The organism is Pseudomonas spelaei, assembly GCF_009724245.1.
In the GTDB taxonomy this organism is placed as follows: domain Bacteria; phylum Pseudomonadota; class Gammaproteobacteria; order Pseudomonadales; family Pseudomonadaceae; genus Aquipseudomonas; species Aquipseudomonas spelaei.
This window is the reverse complement of sequence record NZ_WNNK01000001.1, coordinates 443,651-459,757: the sequence shown is the minus strand read 5'-3', so window position 1 is coordinate 459,757 and position 16,107 is coordinate 443,651. Positions and strand designations below refer to the sequence as shown.

Sequence of the window (16,107 nt, the reverse complement as noted above, 5' to 3'; positions counted from 1 at the left end):
CTCCATGGGCCGCCGCAACAAAATGACCGGCGTGGCCGAGCAGTTCCAGTACATCCTGCGGGATGAGTCGATGCACCTGAACTTCGGTATCGACGTGATCAACCAGATCAAAATCGAAAACCCACACCTGTGGGATGCCGAGATGAAGGAAGAAGCGACCCAGATGATCCTGCAAGGGACTCAGCTGGAGATTGAATACGCGCGTGACACCATGCCGCGTGGGGTGTTGGGCATGAATGCGGCGATGATGGAGGATTACCTCAAGTTCATCGCGAATCGTCGCCTGTCGCAGATTGGCTTGAAGGAAGAGTATCCAGGGACGACCAACCCATTCCCTTGGATGAGTGAGATCATGGACTTGAAGAAAGAGAAAAACTTCTTTGAGACTCGTGTGATCGAGTATCAAACCGGCGGCGCGCTGAGCTGGGATTGATCCTTAAGCTAATGAGCGTTTGCCAGCTTTGAGCTGATCTAAAAAAGCCCTGACTCGCTCAGGGCTTTTTTGTATTCATTGAACGCAATGTCCTATAGATGAGTAGGAAATTTCGTAGACTTGATAATGGCCACTCAGTATCGTCCTAGGGTTCTCTACTCTCGGCGACGGTATGGATACGCAAAAAAGTAATACAGGCTGGAGTGATACCGAGCTTGAAGCCTCGATTGATGCCTATTTGAAAATGTGGAAGCTTGAGCAGGCTGGTCAAGCTTTCAAAAAGTCGGTGGAGAATCGCTTGCTGCGCGAGGGACCATTAGCCCTGCGTAGCGCTTCATCTATTGAATACCGCATGCAAAATATTTCCGCAGTTATTCAGCAGTTAGGCTGGCAACCCATCACAGGCTACGTACCCGCTAAAAACGTGGGTGCGGGTGTGAATGCTCGTATCCGTGCAGTGCTAGAAGCTAAAGCTGTTTTGGATACTGAGACCTATACCGCCACGGCCGATGAGGCGGTGCTAGAGATGCGCGCGACCACCTTGCAAAAGCGCTCGATTGCGGCCGAACCACAAGGGATTGTTAATCCGCAGCAAGTGAGTGCCACCAGCACTACTTATGTACGTGACCCTCAGGTGCGGGCGTGGGTTCGTCAGCAGGCAAAGGGTATCTGTGAAGGCTGCGGTTCAAACGCGCCTTTCGAGGTGGATGGCCAGCCATTTCTTGAAGTACATCACGTCAAGCACCTTGCCCAGAAGGGTTCGGATTGCACTAGCAATGCTGTAGCCTTGTGCCCCAATTGCCATCAGCGTTGTCACCGGTCGAGTGACCGGAAGGCTTTCACCGCCGGTCTTTACTCGAGAATCACTAGATTGATACCGGAGTAAACTCCTGCGGTCACATCTGATGCACTCAAAAAAAATAGTAGATAGGACCGAGACTAACCCGTGAACCCAGACATGCTCGAAGCCGGCCCCTTGGATGCCAAAGTACTTTCCGTCTTTGACTTCGACGGCACCCTGACCCACCACGACAGTTTTGTGCCCTTCCTGAAGTTTGCTTTTGGGTGGCGGAAGTTCAGCCACAGGATGCTGAAACTAACAGTACCTGGCGCGCGGTTTCTTATCCGTCGGCTTAGCCGCGATGAACTCAAGGCGCAGTTGATCCGTACATTCATGACCGGCGTGGAAAAGGCGTGGGTTCAGCAGAAAGCTGAGGAATATTGCCTGGCGTATTGGCCCAAGTTGATGCGGCCGGCCGGTTTGCAATCGGTTGCCGATGAGGTGAAGTCCGGGGCGGTGGTGACGCTGTGTTCGGCGTCGCCGGCGTTGGTGTTGCAGCCATTTGCGGATCGGCTTGGGATCAAGTTGATCGGCACGGAGCTTGAGGTGGTTGACGGGGTGTTGACTGGCAAGCTCACAGGGAACAACTGCCGGTGTGAGAATAAGGTGCTGCGGCTTGAGGCGGTGTATGGGGACCTGGGTGAGTATCGGCTCAGGGCCTGGGGGGATACGCGCGGGGATCGGGAGTTGTTGGCGGCGGCGCAGGATGCGCATTTTCGGCATTTTCATGCGAAGAAGAAGCGCAAACAACTGCGGTGATCGCGCACTAGCATGGGGTGCTAGGGGTCGAGTGCAGTGGTGATGCTGAGGGTTCGGGAGGGTAGGGAAACCGAGTCGATGCCATCGCAGCCTCGCTGGGGCTCGACAGCTCCCACAGGTGATCTCTGTATATCCTTAGGGTGGTGTGAGCTCGTTAGATTGGCGCTTTGAGATCCACGCCTAGCGCCGTTGCGAAGGCTTTTACCAGCGGGCTGCGCGGTGCGTTGTGCTTGAGGATGAGGTTGAACGGTGTGCTCAGGTGAACCTGCTGGGGGCACAGTGCCCGCAAACGCCCTTCCCTCGCCAACGGCGCGGCGTAGTGTTCCGGGAGAAAGCCCAGGAAGCGGCCAGTGAGGATCAGGATGGCGACCGCTTCAACCTGTGAAGCAGACGCTGATTGGCTGTCGTAGCTGACGAAGTTGGCCTTGTCGCTATGGATCGCATATCGGTGGTTCACCACTTCGTGTTGGCGCAGGACGTCAGCGTTGATATCACGGGCATCAAACAGCGGATGTCCGACGGCGCAGTAGGCGTGGGACTTTTCTTCGTATAGCGGGAAGTAGTCGAATTCTTCACGCCGCTGGTACACCGGGACGATGCCGACGATCAGGCGCCCTTCCACCACGCCGCGCTCAACTTCGTCCAATTGCGAGGCATGTAGGCGTAATCTTATTTTTGGCGATTCGCTGTGTAATTTTCCCAGGGCGGTAATGAGCGGAGAATTAACGTCGGACACGGTGTTATCAATAACGCCCACACTCAGGTCGCCGATGAGTTCGTTTTGTGCCGAACTAAGCTTGTCGCGAAAACTGTCTACCGAGGTAAATAACTCGATGGACGCTTGATACACCACTTTGCCTTCTTCGGTCAGCCCAAACCCTTCTCTACCCCGTGTACACAGGCGCATGCCGATGCGAATTTCCAGGTCGGAGATCTGTTTGCTGATGGCGGCCAGGCCCACGTTGAGCTCGTTTTGCGCGGCGCTGAAGCCGCCGGCTTCGACCACGGCCATAAATACCCGGAGCAATTTGAAGTCCAGGCCGCTCAGTTGCAGCGGCGGTCTTGTGCCGGGTTTTGGTGGCATGTTTCCAGAAGTGGAAAGTGGAGTTTCCATAATACGCGTTGACCTCAAGTGCCATATTCAACAGGCTGCGACCCAGTCCTTGAACATAGCCAGGCGGCGATAATGAACATAAACATCCGCCCTTGGCAACCTTGAATATAGCGGGTTGAACAGCACACAGAGGCTGATTTAACGCCCTGAAAAACCTGACACTCCGATCAGGAATTTTTACTTTTCGACTGCCTCCGACTCTTCTAAAAACAAGCGTGAGGAACACCCATGTCTCAGCCCACCGATCGCCTTTGGGGTGCTCGTTTCAAGTCCGGCCCGTCTGCTGCGTTGGCGGCGTTGTCCCGTTGCCCTGAGCGCTATTTTCGCCTGACGCCCTACGACCTGGCGGGCTCCCGGGCCCATGCCCGCGAGTTGCAGCGGGCCGGGTTGCTGGATGAGTCGGAAACCTTGCGCACGCTGGAAGCACTGGATCGGATCGGTGAAGATTTCGCTGCGGGCCGCCTGCATCCGACGCGGGATGACGAGGACGTGCACACCTTCATTGAACGGGTGTTGACCGAACGCCTTGGCGCCCTGGGCGGCAAATTGCGCGCCGGGCGTTCGCGCAATGACCAGACGGCCAATGATCTGCGACTGTTCCTACGGGACCACGCGCGCACCATCACCACTGAGGTGCTGGGTTTGCAGCAGGCGCTGGTGGAGCAGGCCGAGCAGCATGTCGAGAGCATCTGCCCAGGCTTTACTCACCTGCAGCAGGCGCAACCTATCGTCTTTGCTCACCACTTGCTGGCTCACGCGCAATCGATGTTGCGGGATGTGCAGCGTCTGGTGGATTGGGATGCGCGTACGGCGTTGTCGCCGTTGGGTGCTGCGGCGATGGCCGGCTCGGCGATTGCGCGTCAACCGGAGCATTCGGCCAAGGAGATGGGTTACACCGGGCCGTGCGAAAACTCCATCGACGCTGTCGCCAGTCGTGATCATGTGGCGGAGTTTCTGTTTGTGGCGGGCATGCTCGGGGTGAACATTTCGCGGTTGTCGGAGGAGTTTTGCCTGTGGTCGTCGCGGCAGTTTCGTTGGGTGCAGTTGGACGATGCCTACGCCACCGGCAGTTCGATCATGCCGCAGAAGAAGAACCCGGACATTGCCGAATTGGCGCGGGGTAAGGCTGGGCGCTTGATTGGCAACCTGACGGGGTTGATGTCGACGCTGAAGTCTCTGCCGCTGTCGTACAACCGCGATTTGAGTGAAGACAAGCACAGTGTGTTGGACAGCGTGGATACGTTGCTGTTGGTGCTGCCGGCGATGGCCGGGATGGTTGCGACGATGAAGGTGCAGGTGGAAGAACTGCGGCGTCAGGCGCCGATGGGGTTCACCTTGGCGACGGAGGTGGCGGATTGGTTGGCCACGCGCGGTGTGCCGTTCAAGGAGGCGCATGAGATTACCGGGGCCCTGGTGCAGGCCTGTGAGAAGCATGAGATTGAGTTGTGGGAAGCCTCGCCGGCGATGTTGGCGGAGGTGGATGCGCGATTGACGCCGCAGGTGCGGGATTGCTTGACCCTGGAGGCGGCGATTGCGGCGCGCAGTGGTTGGGGTGGCACGGCGCCGGAGCGGGTTAGAGAGCAGATTGGGCGGTTGAAGGTGGCGTTGGCTGGGCAGCAGAAGTGGGCTGAGAGTTATCAGGGGTTTCGGATTTAAGCCTGTGGGACTTGGGGTGAATGTGTCGGCGCTATCGCAGGCAAGCCAGCTCCCACATTTGGACCGAGTACAGCCGCTAGAGATTTATTAGTTTCGGAGAGTCACCATGAAACAAACCCCGGCAGAGCGCTTGCAGGCCGAGCGTCAGCAGTCCGAGAACCAGTTCGATATCACACAGTACGAGCACGTGCCTCGTCGTTATTACGGGCGGATGTTCTTTGCCACGTTGATCGTGATTGCGCTGGCAGCGTTGTTGCGTGCGTTTGCCAATGGCCAGATCGAATGGTCCTACATCGGTCAGTTCCTCACGTCCGAGGCGATCATCTGGGGGCTGCTGAACACCATCATCATGTCGATCCTGGCCATGGCGCTGGGGGTGGTGATCGGGGTGATCACCGCGATCATGCGCATGTCGGCCAACCCGATCCTGCGTTACGTGGCCATCACCTACACCTGGCTGTTTCGTGGCACGCCGCTGATTTTGCAACTGCTGTTGTGGTTCAACCTGGCGCTGATTTTCCCGGTAATCGCGATTCCTGGCCTGTTCAGTATCGACACCGTGGACCTGATGACACCGTTCGTGGCCGCCCTCCTCGGCTTGAGCATCAACCAGGGTGCCTACACCGCTGAAGTGGTGCGCGCCGGTCTGTTGTCGGTAGACACCGGCCAGTACGAAGCCGCCAAGTCCATCGGCATGCCGAGCTTGCAAGCGCTGCGTAGGGTGATTCTGCCCCAGGCGATGCGAGTGATCATTCCGCCGGTAGGCAACGAGTTCATCAGCATGGTGAAAATGACCAGCCTGGCCAGTGTGATCCAGTACTCGGAGCTGCTGCACAACGCGCAAAACATCTACTACGCCAACGCCCGGGTCATGGAGTTGCTGATTGTTGCCGGCATTTGGTACCTGGCGGTGGTGACGGTTCTTTCATTCGGTCAGAGCCGCCTTGAGCGTCGTTTTGCCCGCGGCGCCGGCAAGCGTTCGTAAGCCCTGACTGAGGAGATTTGCCCCATGAGAAGCATCGTCAAGGCCGTGAACCTGAACAAGTATTACGACCAGTATCACGCGTTACAGGACATCAACCTGGAAGTCGAACAAGGCGAAGTCCTGTGCATCATCGGCCCGTCCGGTTCCGGCAAAAGTACCTTGCTGCGCTGCGTCAATCAGTTGGAAAAAATCGACAAGGGTGGCCTGTGGGTCGATGGCGAACTGGTGGGCTACCGGGTCGTCGGCAACAAGCTGCACGAGCTGAATGAATCACAGATTGCTCGTCAGCGACTGGCCACTGGCATGGTATTTCAGCGCTTCAATCTGTTCCCGCATATGACCGTGTTGCAGAACATCATCGAAGGCCCGTGCCAGGTGCTCAAGCGCTCGCCCAAGGAAGCCACCGAGGATGCGTTGGAGTTACTGGCGCGCGTCGGTCTGGCGGACAAACGCAATGCCTACCCGGTGGAATTGTCCGGCGGGCAGCAGCAGCGCGTGGCGATTGCCCGCGCGCTGGCCATGCGGCCGAAGCTGATGTTGTTTGATGAACCTACGTCAGCTCTCGACCCGGAGCTGGTAGGAGAAGTGCTGTCGGTGATGCGCGATTTGGCCACCACCGGCATGACCATGATTGTGGTCACCCATGAGTTGGGCTTCGCCCGCGAAGTGTCCAACCGCATGGTGTTTATGGATGCCGGCCAGATTGTGGAAGCTGGCAGCCCGGAAGAAATTCTAATAAGCCCACAAAACCCGCGTACCCAAAGCTTTATTTCTGCCGTTCGCACTTAACTAAAAAACTAACGAGAACGCCTCCATGAAAAATCTGACACTTCCATTTTTGCTCGCAGGCCTGATGGCCTCCACTTCGGTTTTGGCGGCATTGCCGGCAGCGATCAAGGACAAGGGTGAGATCAGCGCGGCCATCGTGCCGAACTACCCGCCGATGGATTTCAAGGACACCGCCACCAACAAACTCACCGGCCTGGACTTTGACCTGGGCAACGCCCTGGCCGAGCGCCTGGGGGTGAAGATCAAGTGGCAGGAGACCGGTTTCGAACAGATGCTCAGCGGCTTGACCACCAAGCGCGTCGACATCGTGTTGTCGGGCATGACCGACACCGCCGAGCGGCAAAAGTCGGTGACCTTTATTGACTACTTCACCAGCGGCCCGCAGTTGTACACGCTGGTCAAACGTGAAGACCTCAAGGAACTGACCGACCTGTGCGGCAAGAAAGTCGGCACCAGCCGACGGACTACCTGGCCGTCGGAAATTACCGCGTGGAGCAAGGCAAACTGCGAAGCCGCCGGTAAGCCGGCCATTGTGGTGATCGGCACTGAAGGTTCGGCCGATGCCCGGGCGCAGTTGCAGCAGAACCGTCTGGATGCGGCGATGCAGGGTAGCGAGACCATTCCTTACTTGATGTCGTTGGATAAGGGTAAGTACAAGCCGGTGGGCCTGGCGATCTCCAAGCAGTTCACGGGGCTGGGGATTGAGAAGAGCAATACCGAACTGGTCACGGCGATCAGTGAGGCGCTGCAGGGCATGATTGATGACGGGACGTACGGAAAGATTCTGAAGAAGTGGGATCTGGAGCAGGGTGCGGTGGAAAAAATCAGCATCAATGCCGGGCAGTAACAACGCATAACCCTGTGGGAGTCGGGTTTGCCCGCGATTGCAGTGTGTCAGCCACCAGAAATATCGACTGACAGGCCCTCATCGCGGGCAAGCCCGGCTCCCACAAGGGATCAACGGTGTATGAAAGATCTCGCTCAACCCGAAGAATAAGGACACCCGCCCCACCGTGGCCACTTACTCCCTGGTAATCCGCCGCCTGATGATCTGCTCGGTGACCATCGTCGTCAGCCGCGCCATGACCAGCCCGTTGCTGGCCCTTTTGCTGAGCACACGCCTAGGCCTCAACCAGCAAGACATCGGCTTGCTGATGGGCATCGCCGTATTCATCGCCACCCTGCTTGGCCTGTACGGCGGCTACATCATCGACCGCCTGGAAAAGCGCAAGCTGCTGATCCTGGCGATGCTCTCCAGCTCCATCGGTTTTCTGTTGCTGACTTTTGCCAACAACCTGTACCTGACCACTCTGACCCTGGTGATCACCGAAGCCGCTTCGGCGCTGTTCCTGATTGGCTCCAAGGCAATCATCAGCGAGAACCTGCCGGTGGGCCAGCGGGCCAAGGTGTTTTCCCTGCGCTATACCCTGACCAATGTCGGCTATGCCACCGGCCCCATGCTCGGCGTGGTGATTGCCGGCCAATTTCCCTTGGCGCCCTTTCTGATCGCCAGCGCGATTGCCTTTGGCAGCCTGTTCCTGATGATCGGTATCCCGCCGACCCAGCGCGACGACAGCAACAAACCCTTGAGCTTCCTCAGCACCTTGAGGACGTTGCGCAACGACCGCACGTTGATCCTGTTTACCGGTGGCAGCCTGTTAAGCACCATTGTCCACGGGCGCTACACCCTGTATCTGTCACAGTTTTTACTGGTGGCCTACAAGCCGGAGAACGCGCTGAAAATTCTCTCTGCCGTGCTGGCGTGCAACGCCATTACGGTGATTGTGATGCAGTACCAGATCGGTCGCTTTCTCAAGCGTGAACAACTGCGGTATTGGATCGTGCTGGGGACTTCGCTGTTTATTGCCGGGTTGATTGGCTTCAGCATGGCGGACGGCCTGGTGTCATGGTGTATCGCAATGTTTGTGTTCACCTTGGGAGAGATGATCATTTATCCCTCCGAGTTCCTGTTTATCGACACCATCGCTCCCGACGCCCTGCGCGGCAGCTACTACGGTGCGCAGAACCTGGCGGCATTTGGCGGAGCATTGAGCCCGGTGATTTGCGGGTACCTGCTGATCAACGCGGCACCGGCGAGCATGTTTTATGTGTTGAGCGGGCTGACGGCGGTGGGGGGAACGTTGTGCTTCTTGAGTGGGCGACGGGTAATGGTCCGTACGTGATTTCTGCTGATATTTGCGCAATATCCCGCTATTAATAGCGAAACCTCTCACGGACCCGAGCCCCATGAAATTCGACACGGCCTACAGCCTGAGTCTTGATGACAAGCTGTCGATCTACGACGTGCGGGACCTGAATTTCGATGAAACCACCGCCTTCGACTCCGACAAGGACAGCTTCCTCTGCCCCAATGATGAATGCCGGGCGGCGTTTGCAGCCAGCAACGTGCTGACTACCTTCAACGCGAAAAACGTCAATTACCAACGCACGCCGCACTTCAAGAACACCCCCAGCACCCGCCATATCAACGGCTGCCGCTACGCCAGTCACAAGGCTGGAGCGAGTGAAACCGAGGATGAACGCGAGGAAAGTTTCCCATCGGAATTTATCCTGACGCGGCGTCAGTACGAACGCAGTACACCCGAACCGGGCTCCGACGGCATTGCCCCACAAGATCCACCGAAAACACCGTCAAGCCGCTCCCATGCATCCCACAGTTCCAGCGACACCACCCCGGACAAGACCAGTGTCTTCGCCCACCCGGTTGAGTGCTACGTGTCCAATATCGACGACAAGGACAAACTCAAGGGCATGCCGTTGAAGATCGGCGAGACTGCTGCGACCTACTGGACGTTTTTCAAAAAAGTCGAGTACCTGCAGGACAACAAAGGCCTGATCTACTGGGGCCGGATCAAGGAGATCAAGGACTACACCAACAGCTTTCGTATCGACTTCGAAAAGAAAGTCTGGCTCGACAAGAAGCCCTACTCCGTCAATGTTTACCTGAATAAAAAATTGATCGAGAACTACCGTAAGCGCAAGGTGTTCCTGGAGCAGATCAAGGCCGCAGTGGACAGTGAGCGGCCACTGTATTGCTTCTTTTATGGAGTGACGCCGGCGTTGAAACAGGTGCCGAGCAAGAAGAACCCCGAGCAGACGTTCGGGGTATTCAGTGCCGATATCGAGAACCTGGATCACCTGATTATCCGCGAGGCACCGGGCCTGGAAACCTGAACGTCATCAGGCCAGCATGCTCAACATCACCACCACCAACAAGCCGATGTACACCCGTGCATGCAGTGCATCCGGGATACGCCCGATCCATGGTGTGGCCAAGCGAATACCCAGCAGCGAGCCCACGGTGAGAATGGCGAACGCCAGCAAGTCGACGTAGCCGATAAACCACGACCCGAGTTCGACCTTGGCGAAACCCGCCATGATCATGTACGTAAACGTACCGGCAAGCGCCACCGGCACGCTCAATGGATTGGCCATGGAGGTGGCCTGGGACATGCTCAGGCCGCAGCGGCGCAGCAACGGCACGGTCATGACGCTGCCACCGACGCCCAGAAACGTGGCGATCAGGCCAATACCAATGCCGCCGCCCACCACTTCTGTTCCACTCAAGCACCGTGTTTGCAAACTGCCACTCTGATTGAGAAACCCTCGACGTATCAGGCAATCGGCGATGGTCACTGCCAGATAGGCGATAAAGGCATAGCGGATGAAGCCGCCACTGGCAAACATCGCAGCGCCCGCCCCTACCATCGCCCCCAGGCCGATAAAGCCCCCTAGCGGCCACAGATAATGACGAATCAGATTACCCTTGCGACGGTGTTTTCCGGTGGCGATCAGCGCATTGACGATCATCACGCAGGTGGAAGTCGCCACGGCGATGTGCATCGCCGACTCACTCACGCCCACCTGCGGGCTGAGCTTGAGCATGCCGTACAACAACGGCACCACCACAAACCCACCGCCGAACCCGAACAGCACGGCGGTCACACCGCTCATGCAGCCGAACAGCGCCAGCAACAGATACAACATCGAGTACCGCCTTCGTGCCTGAGGACTTGAGCGGTCGACGATAGGGATTCAAGGCTTGGCCCGCTTGCGCAAGTCGGCCAATAATGCGTGAGATTTTGCCATTATCGGTGTCAGCCTTATGCGCAACGTTTCCATTCATCAACTGGATCACACGCCCCGCACGGTGGTGGCTATCGGCACGGACTATTCCCACGGCTACCTGCTGCCGCGCCACAGCCATCGGCGCGGGCAATTGCTCTATGGGGCCACGGGGGTCATGCAGGTCAGCACCCAGCAGGGCAACTGGGTGGTACCACCCCAGCGAGCGGTATGGATACCCGCCCACGTACCCCATGAAGTGCTGATGCTCGGGGTTTCGACCCGCAGCCTGTATATCGAACCGACAGCCATTACCGCCCTTGGCGACAACTGCCAGGTGATCCGCGTTTCGCCGCTGATGCGCCAACTGCTGATGGAAGCCGTGGAGATGCCGCTGGAGTACGACGAAACCGGGCGCGACGGGACGCTGGTCAGCCTGCTGCTGCATGAACTGACCCGCGCCACCCACCTGCCGCTGCATGTTCCGCTGCCCGACGATCCGCGTTTGCTCGCGCTCTGCCTGGCGTTTCTCCAGCAGCCGGACGTACAGCAGTCGCCCGGGAGATGGGCCGAACACGTGCACTTGAGCCTGCGCACCTTCAGCAGAGTATTCCGTCAGCACACCGGGCTGAGTTTCGTTCAATGGCGCCAGCGTGCCTGTGTGGTGCAGGCCCTGGCACGGCTGGCCAGCGGGGACGCAATCACCCGTATTGCCCTGGATTTCGGCTATGAAAGCCCGGCAGCGTTTTCTGCCATGTTCCGCCGGGTGTTGGGCCAGTCACCCAGCACCTACCTGGAAGGGGCTAAATAGAGCGAGACAGCACTATGAAAAAATCGAGTTGATGAGCGGTCAAAACAACTGTACAAAAACACAGTATAGTTTGTCCTCCCCATCGAACTCTGGAGAAAACCCATGTCCTCTCTGGCAATGAGCAGCCCCGTAGAACAGCAAATCGTCCTTCATCAATTTACCCCACGACACAGTGTCCAGGCCCGCGCGATGCTGGGCTGGAGCCGCGAGGACTTCGCCCGGGAGTCCGGTGTGGATGCCGTCACCCTCCAACGGTTTGAAAGCCACGGTGAGGTGAATGACGAAACCCGACTGACGTTGGCGTTTCGCCTGGAGGCCGAAGGCCTGGTGTTTTTCCCGGGATTCGCACCGGGCTGGGGGATGAGTGTGCGGGGCCGCGCGACCACTACGGAACCGGCCGCCAAAGGGATCATCTCCCGGTTTATGGACTCAACAGCGGCGTCAATGGACCCAACAACACCTCAACCGAAGGGTGCGTAAAGTCCAGCCGAATGGCCGGGCAGTTGGGCATATTCATCCAGTTTTCGTGCCGGGTCCAAGCTGCCGGGAGTTCAAACCTGTAACAACACCTGCTGATAGCCTTGCACCAACGACGCCAAGCGGTCACCGGCCCAATGGGCCCCATAGAACCAGACAGAAGTCGTCACCCCATCGGCATCCGTACCGGTGGGCACACAAACGCTTGGATTCCCGGAGGTAGCGGCCCTATGAAAAGCGGCGCTTTGTGTATCAGAGACCAAGACGTCCAGACGATTTTCCGTTACTCGGTCGTTAATCTCATTGCTCAAATCAAGTGTGAAATGACGCGAGTCATCCACCAGAAAAGCATGCACCGGCACCAATTGCGCCCCCGCTATGCGCAGCGAGTTCAGCACCAGGGCAAAATGTTCGCTGTGCTCGATCGTCTCCCGAACATCGCCTGAAACGTACTCACTGGCAAAACCGATGCGGCTGCCCGCCAGCGATAGGTTATGTCTCAAGTGGCTGGCATCGGCAACCGGAGGGATCTCTACCATCACCGGCCCCTCGGGATCGACCTCGCCCATAGCTATCAGTAAGAGCGAGGGATCGCGCACAGTACGCATCATAGGCCCCGGGATGTCGAACCTGGGTCCATACCCTGCATGACTCGCACCAAAATCGATGCCTTCCTGATGGGAACTCGAATCGGTAATTGCACCGCCGCCCTGGATGCAAAATACCATGCGTGCCGAACCGGCCTCGTCGACCTTGTCCTTTACGGGCGTACAAGACGCAGGAGCAACATTAGCCCCTGGCACTGACGGACTGAACACGCACGGCGCACCCAGTGATATGGCTTTCTTACACTTTTCGTCCACAGATACCCACTCCTCGAAATGGCTCTTTCAAGAAATGATTGCATCCTTTTCTCACGCTTGTCGCAGGTCGGAAACACCTTGCAACTGCCTTTTCTTCAACACAGCGCCAATAACCGAATAGCCATCATCCGCTGACACGTTCCTCACTGCCGGCGTGCTCCACCTCCAACCACCACGCCTGCCCGCGCTCTGGCTGATTGAGCATGAACGCCTGCCCCATGGGCGGCGTGGCAATCGACACATTGCGCTCCCAAGCCAGGGCCATGATGCGGTCAAACGGTTCATGCCAGGCATGAAACGCCAGGTCGAAAGTGCCGTTATGGATTGGCAGCAACCAGCGCCCCTTGAGGTCGATATGGGCCTGCAACGTTTGTTCCGGCTGCATGTGAACGTGGGGCCAATCGACGTTGTAAGCACCGGTTTCCATCAGGGTCAGGTCAAACGGGCCGTACTGTTCGCCGATGCGTTTGAAGCCATCGAAGTAGCCAGTATCACCACTGAAAAAGATCCGCCGCGCACCATCGATCATCACCCACGACGCCCATAGCGTCTGGTTACCATCAAACAAGCCTCGCCCGGAAAAGTGCTGGGCCGGGGTGGCGACAAAGCGGATGCCGTCCACCTCAGTGCCCTGCCACCAATCCAGTTGCCGTACCTTGCTGGCGTCCACACCCCATTTGATCAAGGTGTCACCCACGCCCAGCGGCGCCAGGAAATGGCGGGTCTTTTCGGCCAGTTGCACCACGGCCTTGCGGTCCAGGTGGTCGTAATGGTTGTGGGAAAGAATCACCGCCTCAATCGGCGGCAGCTCTTCAAGGCTGATGGGGGGCTGGTGAAAACGCTTGGGGCCGGCCCAACTGAAGGGCGATGCACGCTCGGCAAACACCGGATCGGTCAGCCAGAATTTGCCGCGCATTTTCAGCAAGACCGTGGAGTGGCCAAGGCGAAACACACTGTGATCAGGGGCGGCAAACAACTGCTCGCGTGTCAGCGGCCGCACCGGAATTTCGCCTACAGGCCGTGTACTGCGGGGTTTGTGGAAAATCATTTTCCAGAAAATCTGCAAGGTTTTGCCAAAGCCCCCGTGCGGTACCGGGGTGTCATTGCTGAAGTGACCTTGCTGCGACTCCGAACGCTTGGGCGCTGAAGAAGGGTCGAGACGGGTTGAGATTGTGGCCATTACGGAGTGACTCCTGCCGACATGTCGGTCAACAACTACACTGCACAGTGTAGTTTCAAGATTGCAACAAAACCTGTAACAAGTAAACTACTGAGTGTAATTTTCTCTCAAGAGCCGAAAGCAACCCATGACTGCCCCCCAGCGCCTCACCGACCGTAAACGCGAAGCCATTGTGGCGGCTGCCATTGCCGAGTTTCGTGACAACGGTTTCGAGGTCACCAGCATGGACAAGATTGCCGCCACCGCCGGCGTGTCCAAGCGCACCGTGTACAACCACTTCCCCAGCAAAGAAGAGTTGTTCACCGAAATCTTGCACAAGCTGTGGGCCAGCAGCGTGGCGCAACTGGATGTCAGCTACAACAGCGCGCATCCCCTGCGCGACCAGTTGCGTGTGCTGCTGGAGGCGAAGATGAAGATGATGTCGGACACCAATTTCCTCGACCTGGCCCGCGTGGCGATTGCCGCAACCATCCACTCCCCGGAACGGGCCCAGGACATCGTCAACCGCCTGAGCGAACGAGAAGAAGGTTTCACCTTGTGGGTACGCGCCGCCCAAGAGGACGGTCGACTCAAGGCGGTGGACCCATGTTTCGCTGCCCACCAGGTTCAAAGCCTGCTCAAAGCCTTTGCCTTCTGGCCGCAAATCACCCTTGGCCAGCCCATCCTCGACACCGCCACCCAAGCCAACGTCATCGAATCGGCAATGGACCTGTTCCTGGCCGGTTACGAGATTGCTGAACAGCCCTGATACACCCGCTCATCTCACTTACAGATCCTGTTGCAGGCACGACATCTGCATGTCGTTTTTGCTCTATTGCGGTCGTCTGCGACGCGAATGGCCTGGAAGGACACTGATTATTCCGGCGCGAATAACTGACAATATTCACCGGCATTATCCGACCCCAAGTCTTCCCGATATCGCACGCCGTCGTATCTGCAAAAAGAACAGCTGACCCAGGAATCTATGGAAAACCAACGAGGCAAAGGGCTGTCATTTGCCAGACGTATCTACAGGCCAAGGATCATCGGCCTGGGCATCGGCTGCTTCAGTGTCGCCGCCGCACTGTACCCACTGCAGATTCCAGGTTGGGTCTGGGGCGCGTTGATATTCAACGGGTTTGCTTGGCCGCACCTGGCGTATCAGCTCTCGACTCGCTCCGAATTCCCCTACCAGGCTGAACGACGCAACATACTGTACGACTCACTGTGTGGCGGGTTCTGGGCTGCAGCTACGCAGTTCACGCCGCTGACGGCCGTGACCATCCTGTCGATGATGGTCATGAACAACTTCGCCGCCGGCGGTAAGCGTATGTTTATCCGCGGCGCAATGGCTCAAGTGGCTGGCGTCGGCCTGGCATGGCTACTATTGGGCGTCAGCTTCAACGGCGATGTCAGCCTCACTGAGGTCTACGCGTGCCTGCCGATGCTGATGTTCTACCCCATGGCACTGGGCATGGTGTGTTACCGCCTGGCGATCAAATTGTCGGAGCACAAGCGCGCCTTGAGTGCTCTGAGCCGCACCGATAGCCTGACCGGCCTGCTCAACCACGGGTCCTGGAAAGACTTGCTGCACTTGAAGTTCCACAAGTGCCAGCAACAACAGGCCCAGGCCACGATCGCCCTGATCGATATCGACCACTTCAAACAGATCAATGACACCCACGGACACATCATTGGCGATACGGTACTGCGCCAGTTGAGTCTGGAGTTGCGACGCAACCTACGGAAAAACGACCTGGCCGGGCGCTACGGGGGGGATGAGTTCTGCGTGATTCTTCCGGATATGCCGCTGGAACAGGCAGCCCTGATCATGGACCGTATGCGAGAAGTGTTCAGCAACCACCGCAACCCCGAGATCCCCGAACTGCGGGTCAGCCTGAGCATCGGCCTGGCGCCCTTCCGGCCCGCCTTCACCGACGCCGCGATGTGGCTCAATGCTGCGGACAAAGCGCTGTATGCCGCCAAGGACACCGGCCGCAATCGGGTCAATGTCGACGAATACATGATCGCCCATTCCGCCTGAAATCCGTTTCACGACATCTCGTCCGAATTATCGTCGCACCTACCTGATTCCTGTGGTTCCGGCAATTAGCCGATAGCATAATGCCGCCAT

The 16,107-nt window shown here is 57.7% G+C and carries 17 protein-coding genes; 13 read left to right on the top strand and 4 right to left on the bottom strand.

The genetic code is table 11. The annotated features are described in order from the left end of the window. The 3 genes from GNF76_RS02120 to GNF76_RS02110 all read left to right on the top strand — a co-directional run. The coding region (locus tag GNF76_RS02120) for a ribonucleotide-diphosphate reductase subunit beta (protein WP_178123136.1) at positions 1 to 433 on the top strand (433 nt) is incomplete at its 5' end. Between the two features lie 172 nt (positions 434 to 605). Continuing rightward, positions 606 to 1,319: an HNH endonuclease gene (locus GNF76_RS02115; protein WP_155581507.1), complete on the top strand. Its 714-nt coding sequence runs from the start codon at positions 606 to 608 to the stop codon at positions 1,317 to 1,319. Between the two features lie 72 nt (positions 1,320 to 1,391). Next, the gene (locus GNF76_RS02110; RefSeq protein ID WP_155581548.1) at positions 1,392 to 2,033 is read left to right on the top strand and encodes an HAD-IB family hydrolase; all 642 of its coding nucleotides are present in this window, start codon (positions 1,392 to 1,394) and stop codon (positions 2,031 to 2,033) included. Positions 2,034 to 2,187: 154 nt separating this feature from the next. Here the strand turns inward: GNF76_RS02110 and GNF76_RS02105 are convergent, their stop codons facing one another. Continuing rightward, on the bottom strand, positions 2,188 to 3,147 hold the full coding sequence (locus tag GNF76_RS02105; protein ID WP_155581506.1) for a LysR family transcriptional regulator: 960 nt from the start codon (positions 3,145 to 3,147) through the stop codon (positions 2,188 to 2,190). Between the two features lie 228 nt (positions 3,148 to 3,375). Between GNF76_RS02105 and argH the strand changes: the two genes are divergently transcribed. The 6 genes from argH (at position 3,376) to GNF76_RS02075 (ending at position 9,772) form a co-directional block, all read left to right on the top strand. Beyond that, entirely contained in the window at positions 3,376 to 4,803 is a 1,428-nt protein-coding gene (gene argH, locus GNF76_RS02100) for an argininosuccinate lyase (protein ID WP_155581505.1), read from the top strand. A gap of 106 nt (positions 4,804 to 4,909) precedes the next feature. After that, complete coding sequence (locus GNF76_RS02095) at positions 4,910 to 5,788, top strand: amino acid ABC transporter permease (protein WP_155581504.1); 879 nt, start codon at positions 4,910 to 4,912, stop codon at positions 5,786 to 5,788. Positions 5,789 to 5,812: 24 nt separating this feature from the next. Next, positions 5,813 to 6,577 (top strand): amino acid ABC transporter ATP-binding protein, encoded by a 765-nt coding sequence (locus tag GNF76_RS02090; protein WP_003211502.1) that lies wholly within the window; start codon positions 5,813 to 5,815, stop codon positions 6,575 to 6,577. Positions 6,578 to 6,602: 25 nt separating this feature from the next. Continuing rightward, a complete protein-coding gene (locus GNF76_RS02085; protein WP_155581503.1) occupies positions 6,603 to 7,424 on the top strand; it encodes an ABC transporter substrate-binding protein in 822 nt (273 codons plus the stop codon). Between the two features lie 166 nt (positions 7,425 to 7,590). Continuing rightward, on the top strand, positions 7,591 to 8,760 hold the full coding sequence (locus GNF76_RS02080; RefSeq protein ID WP_178123135.1) for an MFS transporter: 1,170 nt from the start codon (positions 7,591 to 7,593) through the stop codon (positions 8,758 to 8,760). A gap of 64 nt (positions 8,761 to 8,824) precedes the next feature. Further along, the gene (locus GNF76_RS02075; protein WP_155581502.1) at positions 8,825 to 9,772 is read left to right on the top strand and encodes a hypothetical protein; all 948 of its coding nucleotides are present in this window, start codon (positions 8,825 to 8,827) and stop codon (positions 9,770 to 9,772) included. A 6-nt stretch (positions 9,773 to 9,778) separates the two neighbouring features. On the opposite strand, the gene GNF76_RS02070 is transcribed toward GNF76_RS02075, so the two are convergent. Next, a complete protein-coding gene (locus tag GNF76_RS02070; protein WP_155581501.1) occupies positions 9,779 to 10,585 on the bottom strand; it encodes a sulfite exporter TauE/SafE family protein in 807 nt (268 codons plus the stop codon). A gap of 118 nt (positions 10,586 to 10,703) precedes the next feature. Here GNF76_RS02070 and GNF76_RS02065 point away from each other — a divergent pair, with 118 nt between their 5' ends. Further along, a complete protein-coding gene (locus GNF76_RS02065) occupies positions 10,704 to 11,474 on the top strand; it encodes an AraC family transcriptional regulator (protein WP_155581500.1) in 771 nt (256 codons plus the stop codon). Between the two features lie 102 nt (positions 11,475 to 11,576). Next, entirely contained in the window at positions 11,577 to 11,954 is a 378-nt protein-coding gene (locus tag GNF76_RS02060) for a helix-turn-helix domain-containing protein (protein ID WP_155581499.1), read from the top strand. A 71-nt stretch (positions 11,955 to 12,025) separates the two neighbouring features. Here GNF76_RS02060 and GNF76_RS02055 read toward each other — a convergent pair whose 3' ends face one another. Both GNF76_RS02055 and GNF76_RS02050 read right to left on the bottom strand, forming a co-directional pair. Next, positions 12,026 to 12,679, bottom strand: coding sequence for a hypothetical protein (locus GNF76_RS02055; RefSeq protein ID WP_155581498.1), 654 nt, complete (start codon positions 12,677 to 12,679; stop codon positions 12,026 to 12,028). Positions 12,680 to 12,938: 259 nt separating this feature from the next. Continuing rightward, positions 12,939 to 13,994: an MBL fold metallo-hydrolase gene (locus GNF76_RS02050; RefSeq protein ID WP_155581497.1), complete on the bottom strand. Its 1,056-nt coding sequence runs from the start codon at positions 13,992 to 13,994 to the stop codon at positions 12,939 to 12,941. 127 nt (positions 13,995 to 14,121) lie between these two features. Between GNF76_RS02050 and GNF76_RS02045 the strand changes: the two genes are divergently transcribed. Together GNF76_RS02045 and GNF76_RS02040 are read left to right on the top strand one after the other, a co-directional pair. Continuing rightward, on the top strand, positions 14,122 to 14,742 hold the full coding sequence (locus GNF76_RS02045; protein ID WP_155581496.1) for a TetR/AcrR family transcriptional regulator: 621 nt from the start codon (positions 14,122 to 14,124) through the stop codon (positions 14,740 to 14,742). Between the two features lie 216 nt (positions 14,743 to 14,958). Further along, complete coding sequence (locus GNF76_RS02040; protein WP_155581495.1) at positions 14,959 to 16,017, top strand: diguanylate cyclase; 1,059 nt, start codon at positions 14,959 to 14,961, stop codon at positions 16,015 to 16,017. The last annotated feature ends 90 nt before the right edge of the window (positions 16,018 to 16,107 follow it).

What these genes read in the sequence shown, in the direction of transcription:
- GNF76_RS02115 (WP_155581507.1), top strand. Translation starts at nt 606, where the DNA reads ATGGATACGCAAAAAAGTAATACAGGCTGGAGTGATACCGAGCTTGAA.
- GNF76_RS02110 (WP_155581548.1), top strand. Translation starts at nt 1,392, where the DNA reads ATGCTCGAAGCCGGCCCCTTGGATGCCAAAGTACTTTCCGTCTTTGAC.
- GNF76_RS02105 (WP_155581506.1), bottom strand. Translation starts at nt 3,147, where the DNA reads ATGGAAACTCCACTTTCCACTTCTGGAAACATGCCACCAAAACCCGGC.
- argH (WP_155581505.1), top strand. Translation starts at nt 3,376, where the DNA reads ATGTCTCAGCCCACCGATCGCCTTTGGGGTGCTCGTTTCAAGTCCGGC.
- GNF76_RS02095 (WP_155581504.1), top strand. Translation starts at nt 4,910, where the DNA reads ATGAAACAAACCCCGGCAGAGCGCTTGCAGGCCGAGCGTCAGCAGTCC.
- GNF76_RS02090 (WP_003211502.1), top strand. Translation starts at nt 5,813, where the DNA reads ATGAGAAGCATCGTCAAGGCCGTGAACCTGAACAAGTATTACGACCAG.
- GNF76_RS02085 (WP_155581503.1), top strand. Translation starts at nt 6,603, where the DNA reads ATGAAAAATCTGACACTTCCATTTTTGCTCGCAGGCCTGATGGCCTCC.
- GNF76_RS02075 (WP_155581502.1), top strand. Translation starts at nt 8,825, where the DNA reads ATGAAATTCGACACGGCCTACAGCCTGAGTCTTGATGACAAGCTGTCG.
- GNF76_RS02070 (WP_155581501.1), bottom strand. Translation starts at nt 10,585, where the DNA reads ATGTTGTATCTGTTGCTGGCGCTGTTCGGCTGCATGAGCGGTGTGACC.
- GNF76_RS02065 (WP_155581500.1), top strand. Translation starts at nt 10,704, where the DNA reads ATGCGCAACGTTTCCATTCATCAACTGGATCACACGCCCCGCACGGTG.
- GNF76_RS02060 (WP_155581499.1), top strand. Translation starts at nt 11,577, where the DNA reads ATGTCCTCTCTGGCAATGAGCAGCCCCGTAGAACAGCAAATCGTCCTT.
- GNF76_RS02055 (WP_155581498.1), bottom strand. Translation starts at nt 12,679, where the DNA reads ATGGTATTTTGCATCCAGGGCGGCGGTGCAATTACCGATTCGAGTTCC.
- GNF76_RS02050 (WP_155581497.1), bottom strand. Translation starts at nt 13,994, where the DNA reads ATGGCCACAATCTCAACCCGTCTCGACCCTTCTTCAGCGCCCAAGCGT.
- GNF76_RS02045 (WP_155581496.1), top strand. Translation starts at nt 14,122, where the DNA reads ATGACTGCCCCCCAGCGCCTCACCGACCGTAAACGCGAAGCCATTGTG.
- GNF76_RS02040 (WP_155581495.1), top strand. Translation starts at nt 14,959, where the DNA reads ATGGAAAACCAACGAGGCAAAGGGCTGTCATTTGCCAGACGTATCTAC.